We start from the raw sequence: 12,634 nt of genomic DNA, 5'->3' as shown, positions 1-12,634 counted from the left end.
GATATTTAAAAAATCATCCTTAACACGCACAAATAGAATATTAGTAAGAAAAGCTTGATGAAGGACAGAGGAATTAATAGCACTTTTAAGAAGATCATTTATGAGTCCTCAGAAATGGTCTTTCTTGCGGATGATTCCTATCCTTATAATATTTTTTATGCGAATGAAGCCTTTGAAGAGCAAATTGGGGAATCCTTAACGGAAAGAAGTCTTGCTGGTTTAGGGCTTGATATAAGTAATTACATTTTTAAAGAAGAATTACACCTAAATCATGGCGGGAAGGAATTTACCTTTCGTCTTGAATTACCAGAAGATAATGGCACTAATTATTACCTGTTTTATAAAGGAGTTGAATTGAAGCGGGAGGGACTTCCTTCCAATAAAGAAATTCAAGAATTTTTTAAGCGCGGATTGGATGTGCTAGGGGTAGGCCAACACGATTATCTTACCTATCTCAATGAAGCTGTTAAACCAATTCTTGGATATAATTCTGAGGAGTTGATTGATACTAGTCTTTGTTCTTTTGTCCATGAGGAGGATTTGGATCGAGTTCGAAAGATTTGGAAGAATAAAGGCGGTGCCGAGAAGATGGCCTTTTTCCAAGTTCGCTTCAAACGTAAAAATGGAGATTATTCTTCCTTGGAATGTTCTGTCCAATTTGCCGGCAATTATTTTTATCTGATTGCAAGAGATCAGACTGAGTATGCGCTTGAGCGGGATTTATCCAAGAAGTTATTAAAGATCCATCAAGAGGTTCCTGGACTTTCAGATGCAGTTAGCTTTAGCTTGGATCTTCAAAAGGAGAAAATTAATTGGGATAAAAAGTCGCTTGAGAAGTTTGGAGTAGATTCAAAAAAAGACCGAAAGTCTCTTTTTGAAAATCTAAGGCAACAGTTAAAATCTGAGGCTTCTCAAAATAAATTCGAGGGAAGACTTTTATGGAAGGAACTGTCACTACAATTGGTTGCAGAAAAAACAGAGTTGCCAAACGGGAAGGAAATGTGGATCGGGTACTTGGCAGATGATAGTTCCCGTCAACAAATTTTGGAAGAAAAGTCTTTATTGGAAAGCTTTCTCTACTATTCTCCTGAGCCTCTGATTGTCGCGCTTCGAGATAAAAAGATTATTCATTGTAATGATTCCGCACGCAAGCTTTTTGGCCTAGAAAAAGAAAATCATTTCGGTGATTTGAGCCAGCTTGTACAGCTTTTTGAGGAGTCAGATCTTTGGAATAATTGGTTATACGAAATAGAAAGTGGGGTAGAAGTTTCTCCCTTAGTTGCACCGATTGTAAACCAAAAAGGAAAACCACTTACGCTGGAGATTGGGTTCACATCATTTGAGGAAAAATCGGAATCCTATTACTTGTTTTCATTCAAGAATATCTCTGAAAAGCTCTCTTTGGAGAAGACATTGGAAGAAAGTAGTAATTTCTTGATCAATCTTACTGAACAAGTTCCAGGGGGATTATATCAATTGGTATTGGATAAGAATGGAGGGATGAATTTTTCATTCTTGTCCAAAGGGATTACCAGTGTTTTGGGAATTTCGGAGGCAGAAATTGAAGAGTTCACAGATATTTCTTCTACCATTACTAAAGTTCATCCACAGGATTTGCCTCATGTGATCATGAGTTCTGTGGCTTCTGCCAGAAAATTAGAGCCTTGGCAATGTCAATTTAGAGTAAAGGATGACAAAGAGCCAACTGGATTCCGATGGATATTGGGAGCTGCAAGACCTCAGGTCTTGGAAAATGGGGACATGGTTTGGTATGGGTACTTGACAGATATCAGCAAACAAAAAGAGTTTGAGGCTAAATTGGATGAAGCTAGGCAAACCGCAGAAAAGGCAAGTCAGATTAAGTCTGATTTCCTTTCCATGATCAGCCACGAACTGCGAACTCCATTAAATGCTATTTCTGGTTCTGTTTATTCCTTATTGCAGGAAAATCCATCTGATTCTCAAAAGAATACCCTGAATACGATCAGTTTTGCCGTGGATAATTTGATCATTATGATTAATGATCTACTTGACTTCCAGAAAATAGAAGCAGGAAAACTTTCCATCGAAAAAGCACCTTTCAATTTGACAGAACTGGTTCATCAAGTGATGAAGGGGCTTTCCTTCCATGCTCGGGACAGTAAGAACTCCTTGAATTTGCATTTGGATCCTAACTTGAATGTAGAAGTCAAAGGTGATAAAACCCGATTGTCTCAAATCTTGAACAATTTGATTACCAATGCGCTCAAGTTCACTAATAACGGTGAAGTTGATTTGACGGTGAATTTGCTGAAGAAAAATGCGAATCAAGTAAAAGTATATTTTGAAGTAAAAGATACCGGAATTGGAATCGCTCCCGAGCATCAGGATCGAATTTTCAATGATTTTGATCAAATCAAACCAACTTTCAGTACCAAGTATGGAGGAACAGGCCTTGGACTTTCAATTACCAGAAAACTCCTCAATTTGATGAACTCTAACATCAATCTGGAATCAGAAGTAGGAAAAGGGAGCCGATTCTTCTTTGAAGTCGATTTTGATTTATTTGAAAATGAAGGTCCAAAGAATGTTATCCTCAATGGATTCAATAGGGATTTTTCCACTCTTCACCTTCTGATGGCAGAAGACAATGATGTCAATGCCTTGGTTCTTGGTAAGATTATCAAAAAATGGGGATATACGTTTGATCGGGTTCCTAATGGAGCGTTAGCTGTTGAAGCTATTCAATCCAAGAAATACGATTGTGTCTTGATGGATATTCAGATGCCAGTTATGGATGGTTTTGAGGCTACGGTAAAAATTAAGGAGCTTCAGGATATTCCTGTGATTGCATTGACGGCAGCTGCCAAGCTTGAAATCATGGAAAAAATTGAATCTTGTGGTTTCGATGGTTTTGTTGCAAAACCAATCGACGCTGCAGAACTTCTAAAGAAAATCAAAGAAGTGATTTCAGAGAAAAATCACAATTTTTGAGCTTTTTCATAATACTCGGTCACTAAATCCATTTCCGGATAGTCGCGATAAAGCTCTTGTAAATATTGAAGAGCAGAGATTTTATCCCCCTTAATAACATAATAAATCCCTTTATTTCGTAGTGCATAAAGGTTGTTGGCGTCCATTTTTAAGCTACGGTTTATGAATTCCAGTCCTTCCTCCGGTTTACCAAGAAAAAGTAAATAAAGTCCTTTGTTGTTGTAAAAATAGGCTTGAGAGGTATTCAGGGAAATTGCTTTTTCTACTGATTCCAAGGCTTTCACAAAATCTTTTCTTTCGAAGGCAATCATGGATTCCAAATTATGCAAATTGGATTCCAACGGATTAATATCTTTGGCCTTTGCAAGAAGAGAATCGGCTTTCTGAAAATCCTTTTGATAGTAAAATATTGTGGCCTGATTAACTAGTAAATCAGAGTTTTCCGGATTGAGGGCTAATGCTTTTCCAAAAGCCTCTAAGGCTAATTCAAAGTTTTGGAGTTTTTCTTGCACAAGTCCACCCAAAAAAAATCCCTTCCATTCCGAAGGATATTTTTCCTGAAGCCAAGATGCATCTTCTCTTGCTTTATAAAACTCTCCATTATCCAAATAGCTTAATCCCCTCTGGAAATAGGCTTCCAAATAATCAGGCTGAAACTTAATGGCAGCTGAAAAGTCCAAAATAGCTTCATCCAATTGATTTAACTGTAAATGGGCAATGGCTTTATTAAACCAGGCATCCGAATAGGCTGAATCTAGCTCCAAGGCTTCTTGGTAAAACTCCAAGGCACCTCGTGGATCATTTTCGTCTAATTTTTCATTACCTTTTAGTAAAAACCGACCTTTTTTATCTTCAACTGAATCACATGCTACTCCTGCTAAAACCAAGAGTAAAAAGAGACTGATTTTAATTTTCCTCATCAATAGGTTTCGGTTTTTTCGGTTTTTTCTTTTCCTCACCAAGAAGGAAGGCAAATGGTTTGGTATCTTCTGTCAAATCAAAGATTTCTCTCAAGATTGCCAATGTAGGAATGATCAAAACCATTCCAGCTACCCCCCAAATGGTGCCTCCAATTAAAAGACCCAGGAAGGTGATAAAGGCATTCAAGTTGACATTTCCTCCTACAATTTTTGGAGTCAAAAAGTTTCCTTCAATCAATTGAATCAATTGGTAAGCAACTAAAATTGCCAAAGGGTAAAAAAGACTGTCTTTGGTCAAAAAGGAATAAACTACGGGTAATAAAACTCCAAAAAAAGGACCTACATAGGGGATGATATTTAAAATGGCACCTAGCACCCCAAAGAATATCGCATGCTTGATTCCAAGTGCTGAATAGGCTGAAACGTTAAGTACTGCCAAAATCAACATCACCTTGCCGACTCCGACAATATAATGTTGGATTACTTTTCGCAGGCTGGTAATCCGCATTTTTACCAGTGTTGGGTCCCGATCCCGATAGATCATAATCATCATCTGCGTCAAATGATCCCGATAGAGAACCAAGAAAAACATGAATACTGGGATCAGCACTACGCCTGATAAAGAACCAACCGTCTTTAAGGCAAAATTGGAAATGCTGGAACTGTGTTCATCCAAAATTTCTCGGAAATATTCCACATTGGCTTTCTCTCGGATTTCATAATCCATTCCAAGGTTACTTTGGGTCCAATCATCAATTTGGTTGGCATAATTCGAAACCCGATCGCTGACATTGTCAAAATCATTTGTAAAGGCAGCGACATTGCCGATGATAAAAGACAGTAATCCCCCCACCAAAAGAATCATAATTAGCAGAGAAAGAAAACTCGCCAAGGTTCTTGGGATTTTTCTTTTTTCTAGCCAATTATTTAAAGGTGTAAATAATATTGCAAAAAAACCTCCCATAAAAAGCGGGATAAGAAGGCTTTTTCCTACGGTCAGAAAGAAGACCAAAACAATAATAAAGACCAAAACCAAGAGGGCTTTGAGGAAGGAGGGGAGGTTTTGATACGGCGTTCGCATTCCTTTTTTGTCAGAATATACTAGTCTTCCAGCTTAAATCAAACCAGCTCTTCGTAACAAAGCCTCTGACTTTGGCTCCCGCCCTCTAAATCGTTTATAAAGGATGGATGGATGTTCTGTTCCACCAGCAGATAGGATGTTTTTTTCGAAAGAATGAGCTGTAACAGGATCAAATATTCCATTTTCCAAAAACATTTCGAAAGCATCCGCATCCAATACCTCAGCCCATTTGTAACTATAGTACCCAGCTGCATAACCTCCTTGGAAAATATGGGAAAAGGATGTGCTCATCAGTGTATCAGCTACTCTTGGCAAGAGGTCTGTTTTTTCCATGACCTTTCGCTCAAATTCAAAGAGATTTGTTATGGCAGCTGGATTTCCTTTGTGATAAGCCATATCGAGCAAACCAAAGCTGATTTGCCGGACGGTTTGATATCCTTGTTGGAAATTGGCGGCTTTTTTTATGCGCTCGATTAGATCAAGCGGGATTCTTTCTCCAGTTTCATAGTGCTTGGCAAAAAGATCCAAGCATTCCTTTTCATAGCACCAGTTTTCGAAAATTTGAGATGGGAGTTCTACAAAATCCCAAAAGACACTTGTCCCTGAAAGGCTTTGGTACTTGGTTTTTGCGAGCATTCCATGAAGGGCATGTCCAAACTCATGGAAAAGTGTGGTAACTTCATTAAAGGTCAGAAGACTGGGTTTAGTCTTGGTTGGTTTAGTGAAGTTACAGACGATAGAAATATGAGGACGATGATCCTTGCCTTGAAGCTGGAATTGTCCCTTGAAACTTGTCATCCAAGCCCCGTTTCTTTTCCCTGCACGGGGAAAGAAATCAGCATAAAAAACTGCAACATGGTTTCCATTTTCATCTTTTACCTCGTAGGCTGTAACGTCCGGATGGTAAACGGGTATCTCCTTATTAGGAGAAAACTTCAAGCCGTATAGTTTGCCTGCAGTTTCAAAAACACCTTGAATGACGTGCTCCAATTGAAAATAGGGGCGAAGAATCTCATCATCCAACTCGTATTTTTCTTTTTTCAATAGTTCTGAATAATAGGCAAAATCCCAGCGTTCAAGCTGCTCGATTCCATCAAGGTTTTTTGCGAATGCCGTAAGTTCAGCAACTTCCTTCTCAGCTTTGGGTTTGGCTTTTTCAAGTAAATCATCGAGAAATTGAAGGACTTCTTCTGGGCTTTTCGCCATTCGCTCTTCCAAGACAAACTGGGCATGGGAGGCATAGCCTAATAATTTTGCTCGTTCATAACGCAACTCAAGAATTTCCTTGATGATTTCCTGATTATCCAATTCATCCCCTTTGCAGGATTTAGTATTATAGGCCAAAAACAGGGTTTTTCGGAGTTCCCTGTTTTTGAGATAAGTCATAGCGGGAATGTAGGAAGGAAATGCAAGGGTAAAGGCCCATTGACCTGGTTTTCCTTTTTCTTCAGCTGTCTGAGCAGCAGCCTCTTTGATACTTTCAGGTAATCCCTCTACATCAGATTCCTGATCGACGAAGTGAACGAAACGATTTGTTTCAGCCAATACATGCTCTCCAAATTTCAGGGAAAGCTGTGCTAATTCTTGGTCAATCGCTCTTAATTTGGAGGCATCGGATTCAGAAAGTTTCGCTCCGTTTCGAACAAAGGCTTTGTAAGTCTTTTCCAGAAGGGTCTGTTGTTCCGAATCTAACTTTAATTCACCCTTTTGTTCAAAAATTTGTGCTACTCGAGCAAATAGCTCTTGATCGAGAAGAATATCGTTGGAATGTTCGGTCAAAAGAGGAGAAATATCCCTTGCAAGCTTTTGAATTTCTTCATTTGTTTCAGCTGAGTTTAGGTTGAAAAATATTGCTGAAATCACATTTAATTTATCTCCTGCCTGGTCCAATGCCTCAATGGTATTTTCGAAAGTTGGAATGGGATTCGATTTGATTTTTTCAATATCCTGTTTTGCGAGCTGGATCGCCTCTTTGACTGCAGGCAGAAAATGTTCGTTTTTTAATTGATCGAAAGGTGCTGTTTCAAAAGGATTGGAAAATTTTTCCAATAATGGATTACTCATAACTTTTTGATTTTTTATAAAAATCGATCTAATCGTTTTTAGGTTTCAATACAAGTTCAAATTTATCGATCCCTAGCGATATGAAAGAGGTTTGAACAAAGAATTAGATGTCGAATTTTCAGAAAACAAAAACCCCCGAAATTATCTCGGGGGGTTTTAAATTAGAATTCCATATCACAACTCATGCTTTCGGAACCGATTGGGGCACCATCCGGTATTTTTAGCATTTCTGGACTGCTTATTTCATGCGGTTGATCCAGATAAGCTTGGATTTTATCGCTTTGAAGCTTTCGATGAATTCCCAATAACCCATCTTGTGCCGGTAATTCACCAATAGTTTCCAATTGCATTCTGGCAATCGCTCTTACAGAATTGGAAGCGTTGGCATTTTTGGAAAGCGCAATTAGATGCTCAACAAATTTTGATTCTGTCATCATTTTGATTTCTTGCTTCAGGCCTGATTCCATGGAATTTCGGAATACTTGTTGGCTGACTTTTTCAAGAACATCTTGGAAACTAGGTAATTCAGCATTTTGCAATGCTTGTAAATGAAGGCGGTTTACGCGCCCACTTTCCAGTAAGAAATAGAATACAGCATCGACAATATTCTCAGCTGGTGCTACCGGGTCAAATAATGGACCTGTTCTAGAAACAAAAGTTTCCCGATTTTTTCCATAGCCATAAGGGCGAGGTGGAATCAAAGCCAAAATATGCTCAGGAACCTCCAGTTGAGTTGGTTCTATCGTTTTTAGCAAGGCAGCTATTGCTTGGTTTTGAAGGTTTGGATTAATCCAGGTATGGTTTGGCTGATTGTCACCCTTTACTTTATACAGGTAATCCAAGCCTCCAATTACTTTGCTGGTAGCTTCCACCTGATAGCGATGCATTAGGAATAGCGGAACCAAAACCTCCTCCAACAAAGCTTGAGGAGTTCCATTTGGAATTGCATTTAGGCCGAAGGTCTTAAGTTGGTTTTGACGTACGGCAAGCATTCGAAGCAATTCATCAGGTGCTGAACTTCCATTGTCCCAAAGGTGGGAACGGGGATGTGCTCCAGATGGGTCTCTTGAGTCCGAATCGGTGATGAATTCATAGCCCGCAGCGTATGTTTCTTCTAAGGTTCTATTTAAGAATGTTTCTTCGTCTTCCCCTGCTTTAGGGTATCCATATCCATAAGTAATTGCCCATTTGTCCCATTCGCCGATTTTGTCATCATATGCCTTTGATAGGTCAAGTTCTCCATTTTCATTTTGGGTGATAAGCGGGTAGGGGTAATCCATGACTGAAGAACGACCCGCTGCTGAAGTTGCATAGCTGTGCGCTAGTCCAATGGTATGGCCGATTTCATGTGCTGATAATTGTCGTAACCGAGCCAACGCCATTTCCAACATACGCGGATCCGCTGGTTTTCCATCTTCAAATGGCTGTAATAGCCCTTGGGCTATCAGGTAATCCTGGCGAACTCGAAGCGAACCCAAAGAAACTTGTCCTTTGATAATTTCCCCGGTTCTCGGATCTCGGATACTGCTTCCATAAGACCAACCTCGAGTAGATCGGTGAACCCATTGAATGACGTTATAGCGTACATCCATTAAGTCCATTCCTTCAGGCGCTAATTCAACTCGAAATGCGTCCTTAAATCCTGCTGCTTCAAAAGCTTGATTCCACCAGTTTCCACCTTCAATCAAAGCAGAAGCTACCGGTTCGGGGGTTCCTCGATCCAAATAATAGACAATAGGTTCTACCACTTCAGATACTTCGGCATTTGGATTCTTTTTCTCCAATCTGTGTCTGGAAATAAATCGCTTCACAATAGGGTCTGAAATCGGAGTGGTAAAATCCATGTAACTAATGGAAAAAAAGCCTCCGCGCGGATCAAATTCCCGAGGGGTATAATTGTCGTCAGGAAGTTCGATAAATGAATGGCGCTGTCGAACCGTTACCGCATCTGGACTTGGTGTTACGGATCGAATTAATCCTCCCGTAGCATTTCCGGTCAAAGTCACTGTAGCCTCAACTTCAGTGTTTTTTGGGAAGTTTTTGGTCATGTCAAAATATAAGCCCGAGCGGGAAAGGTCCAATCGGTAATTTCCCTGTCTTCGTTGACTTAGACGATCACCTACTCCATGTGCATCTTGTAGATAGAAATTAGTCGCTTCAACAATGAAGTTTTCTCCGTTTTTTTGTGCGATTTCAAATCCCCAAAGTATAGATTCTGCAAAAGCATCCTGTATGGATTTTACTTCGTAAGGGTTTGAGGAAAAAGCCCTGAAATCATAGTTTTTATGGACTAAGAAAAGCTTATTTCCCGATCTTCTAAATTCCACTATCCGGGTATTTCCAAGTTGCCCGCGATCCAGGCCTATATCATTGGATCCCACTCCGGCAGTCAAGGAATTGACATAAAGGAATTCTTTTTCCAGATCGGAAATTTCGAGATAGATTTTCCCTTTCTCCCGATCAAGGTAAAAATCAAAAAAACCTTCTTTTTGCTCTAGTTTGCTTAGATCTAGGTTTTGGGAAAAAGCTGGTAATAGCATTCCCATCAGAATGATTGCTGTTATTATAAATTTATTCATAGGGTTTAGGTTGTGGTGTCGACGACAAATTATAAAAAGGAAGCTTTACAAAGCTACCATTGATGGAAATTTAGCGATTTAGAAAATATCGAAGAAGAAAGGTGGTTTCGGTTTGTTGATTTCCTTGAATTTCTTGGAGCCCTGAGCTAATCGTTTCTCGGTCTGTGTATGTTGTTTTAGCCCATCTGAAATAGATGCGAATTTTTTTGCTAAGGTCATATTCACCCACCAAATAGTATCGCTGACCCTGTCCGGAAAAAAATGGGATGGAGAAAGTCCACAGAACATGATTTTCAAATGCATAAATTCGTGCATCATAATTGTCCGTATCAAAAAGTGCATAGCGAGCCGTGATTTTCCATCGATCTTGATCAATCCGCAAATCTTGAGCGAGCATAATTCCATGGCCTTGTGATTCGCCTATTGCTACTTTGCTCCACCAAATTCGACTTCTTAAAAAAACGGATCGATTAATCCGATAATCCAAATTGAAAAGTCCATTTCGTTTTCGGATAAGGCTGCTTTCATAAGTGGTTTGAGGTGTATTCAAATCAGGAAGATTCCGTTCCTTTTCTTCTTCCCGAAATTGGATATAAGCTAGTAATGTTTTGGAAGGTTGAAAGGTAAGTCTTCCTAGCCATTCATAGCCAAAGGAGGGGTTGTACAAGCGGTATTTTAACCAAGGAAATCGAAAAAAATCATAATATCCATTTAGCTTCCATTTTTTCAATGGTCTTAGCTCGAGGCCTAGATAGACTCCTCGTTCATTGTTGGCGCGGGTGTTTTCAGAAAATGCATTTCCATAGAAACTGTGGAAGTTACGGTCATAATTCCGCCATAAAAAGGAAAAATCTACTTGGGAACTTAAGCTTGAAACAAAGCCTAAAATAGTCCCGTTTCCTCCTGATTTTGAATAGGCTGATTCTCCAAAAAAGAGGAAGTTTTTCCAATTGTAATTAAAGTAAATACTTCCCACCTGATTGGATTTTCCCTGAAATTCAAATTGATTATAGGTTTTCCAAACAGGAATCCAAGGTTGGTTGAAGGAGGTGAATAAATAGGTGCTACCCAAAGTCAAGCGAGAATTAGCCGCATATTGAATGGCAGAGCCAATAGCTCTCTCCCGAAATTGATTTTTGGTGGCGATTTCGGAGGCTGTTCGGTGCAAGCCACTTTGATTAAATGAACTGATGGTAAGGCGATCATTTTCAAGTCCTTCTTCTAAAATTGCGGCTCGACCATCTCGCGGGGCTGTGGATACTAATGCTGTGAATTCCCATTTCTGATGTTTATAGGTGGCAGCTGCTCCACGAAAAAAACCAGATTCAAGGGCAGCAGTATAGGGGAGTATTCCTACTGAACTCCTTCTTACAGTGGGTACTGTTTCCGCTCCTTTCCCGAGTGCATAGCCAGCACCATAGACTAGTCCCTGTCCAAATGAGGCTTGGTAATCTCCGATTGCTAATGTTTTCCATTTACCAACTTGGTACCGCTGAAAATGGAAAGAGAAGAAGTTGAAGCCATATCTTCGGGTTTGATAATCCCAAGTGAACTGCTCGCCTGCATCTTTGTCCAAAGTAAAGCCAAGACTAAAATCACGTGAGTGCTGGGAACGGAAACGGAGGTAAAGATCGTTGGGGTCACCGAGATAGCGACTACTGATTCTTCCAGTGGATGAGGTGTCCGGAGGGCTGAAACCTTTCCGTTCTTCCCAAGTTCTTCGATATCTGAAAATAAAATAAGTTTGCTCTTCTTCCCGTAACCGTTCCCAAAAGGAATTTCCTCTTTTTTCTCCATCTTCCAAGGTGACAAAGGGGATTAATCGATTGATTGTTTCCAAATCAAAGCCTGGGACTGCCTGTAATTCATAAAGGGAAATTAGTGACCCCAATTCATTCCTATACCTAAGAAATGAATCAATTAGGCTAGGGGAGAGAATATAAATAGCTTGAAGAGTTTCATGGTCTGCCTTATTGAGGTTGATTGGATTGAGATAAAGCTGAAGTAGTACTTCATAGATCTGCTCGTAGTCCACGTCTTCCTCCGGAATAGGGAATAGTCTCTCCATCAAATCTTCTGGATCAATTTCAACTTTTGGAAGTTCTTGTCCTACTAAAGGTTGAACCAGTATGATTCCCCAAAAGAATAAGCCGATCCATATTACTTTCCCCATAGGTAATTCAGGCTTAGATGATGTGTTGCTCCTAATGGAGCTGTATTTCCATAGGCATAATCAAAACTGAATTTTTTTTGAATAATGCTAAGACCTGCAAAAAGTCGGGAAGGATTTGAATTGATACCTGTTCGTAGACTGGTCCAATCCCGTAGTCGGTATTCTAATCCTATTTTTAGAATAGGATCTACCTGAATATCTTTTTCAAATTCGAGCAGAAAGCTAATATTATCACTTGGCAAGTAATGAATTCCAACTTGTACAAATGTTGGTAGATGGGTGTTACTTTCGGCTCCGATTTTTGCCCGGTTGATATTTGTGATTATAGCTCCGAGATATAGATTGGAACTTAATTCAGTAATTCCTCCCAAACTGAAAATTAGTGATCCCGCACTTCCAAAATCTTGGATTTGTGTTTGGAAATATTCGAGTTTTACTCCAATGCTGCTGATTCCTAGCGTATTGGAATAGCCAATTCCTATGGTCTGTTGATTGAATAGTTTCCCTCCAAACCTGCTTATTCCAAATCCAATAGTTCCATTATTACTTTTAAAAGAACCCGCAAGATCAAAGGTGGAGAGTTCCGCTAATCCAAATCGATGATCAAATCCGGCCACTATTCCAGCTTCTTCTATTTGGTCTAAAGCGCCAATGTTATTGAAATAAGACCAAGTGGAGGGGAGGTGAACCCGCATATTTCCCAATCCATGATATTGTGCACCATGAACCTGAGTTAATGGGTCTGTTTGGGAATAGGAAGAAAAGATCAATCCCAAAAACAAGAATAAAAAACAACCTAATCTCATAAAAGAAGCCTAAAAAACTTCTTTTAATTTACGTAAAA

General features: G+C 39.6%; 7 protein-coding genes. 1 reads left to right on the top strand and 6 read right to left on the bottom strand.

What is annotated here, in order from left to right; genetic code table 11:
* Positions 1–57: 57 nt before the first annotated feature.
* Positions 58–2,973 carry an ATP-binding protein gene (locus tag HWE15_RS12200; protein WP_290507820.1) on the top strand — a complete coding sequence of 972 codons (2,916 nt, stop codon included), beginning with the start codon at positions 58–60 and terminating at the stop codon, positions 2,971–2,973.
* Here HWE15_RS12200 and HWE15_RS12195 read toward each other — a convergent pair.
* The 6 genes from HWE15_RS12195 to HWE15_RS12170 all read right to left on the bottom strand — a co-directional run bounded on the left by HWE15_RS12195 (position 2,961) and on the right by HWE15_RS12170 (position 12,596).
* The gene (locus HWE15_RS12195; RefSeq protein ID WP_290507819.1) at positions 2,961–3,893 is read right to left on the bottom strand and encodes a tetratricopeptide repeat protein; all 933 of its coding nucleotides are present in this window, start codon (positions 3,891–3,893) and stop codon (positions 2,961–2,963) included. The genes HWE15_RS12200 and HWE15_RS12195 overlap by 13 nt on opposite strands.
* Entirely contained in the window at positions 3,880–4,974 is a 1,095-nt protein-coding gene (locus tag HWE15_RS12190; protein ID WP_290507818.1) for an AI-2E family transporter, read from the bottom strand. The genes HWE15_RS12195 and HWE15_RS12190 overlap by 14 nt, the downstream gene beginning before the upstream one ends.
* 33 nt (positions 4,975–5,007) lie before the next feature.
* A complete protein-coding gene (locus HWE15_RS12185) occupies positions 5,008–7,038 on the bottom strand; it encodes a M3 family metallopeptidase (RefSeq protein WP_290507817.1) in 2,031 nt (676 codons plus the stop codon).
* A gap of 161 nt (positions 7,039–7,199) precedes the next feature.
* Positions 7,200–9,617 carry a zinc-dependent metalloprotease gene (locus tag HWE15_RS12180; RefSeq protein WP_290507816.1) on the bottom strand — a complete coding sequence of 806 codons (2,418 nt, stop codon included), beginning with the start codon at positions 9,615–9,617 and terminating at the stop codon, positions 7,200–7,202.
* 70 nt (positions 9,618–9,687) lie between these two features.
* Complete coding sequence (locus HWE15_RS12175) at positions 9,688–11,790, bottom strand: helix-hairpin-helix domain-containing protein (RefSeq protein WP_290507815.1); 2,103 nt, start codon at positions 11,788–11,790, stop codon at positions 9,688–9,690.
* Entirely contained in the window at positions 11,778–12,596 is an 819-nt protein-coding gene (locus HWE15_RS12170; protein WP_290507814.1) for a hypothetical protein, read from the bottom strand. Before HWE15_RS12170 ends, HWE15_RS12175 begins: the two co-directional genes overlap by 13 nt.
* Positions 12,597–12,634: the final 38 nt, after the last annotated feature.

Origin of the sequence: Algoriphagus sp., from assembly GCF_013373065.1 — a bacterium.
GTDB lineage: Bacteria > Bacteroidota > Bacteroidia > Cytophagales > Cyclobacteriaceae > Algoriphagus.
This window is presented reverse-complemented; position numbering and strand designations above follow the sequence as displayed.

What these genes read in the sequence shown, in the direction of transcription:
- HWE15_RS12185 (WP_290507817.1), bottom strand. Translation starts at nt 7,038, where the DNA reads ATGAGTAATCCATTATTGGAAAAATTTTCCAATCCTTTTGAAACAGCA.
- HWE15_RS12170 (WP_290507814.1), bottom strand. Translation starts at nt 12,596, where the DNA reads ATGAGATTAGGTTGTTTTTTATTCTTGTTTTTGGGATTGATCTTTTCT.
- HWE15_RS12180 (WP_290507816.1), bottom strand. Translation starts at nt 9,617, where the DNA reads ATGAATAAATTTATAATAACAGCAATCATTCTGATGGGAATGCTATTA.
- HWE15_RS12175 (WP_290507815.1), bottom strand. Translation starts at nt 11,790, where the DNA reads ATGGGGAAAGTAATATGGATCGGCTTATTCTTTTGGGGAATCATACTG.
- HWE15_RS12190 (WP_290507818.1), bottom strand. Translation starts at nt 4,974, where the DNA reads ATGCGAACGCCGTATCAAAACCTCCCCTCCTTCCTCAAAGCCCTCTTG.
- HWE15_RS12200 (WP_290507820.1), top strand. Translation starts at nt 58, where the DNA reads ATGAAGGACAGAGGAATTAATAGCACTTTTAAGAAGATCATTTATGAG.
- HWE15_RS12195 (WP_290507819.1), bottom strand. Translation starts at nt 3,893, where the DNA reads ATGAGGAAAATTAAAATCAGTCTCTTTTTACTCTTGGTTTTAGCAGGA.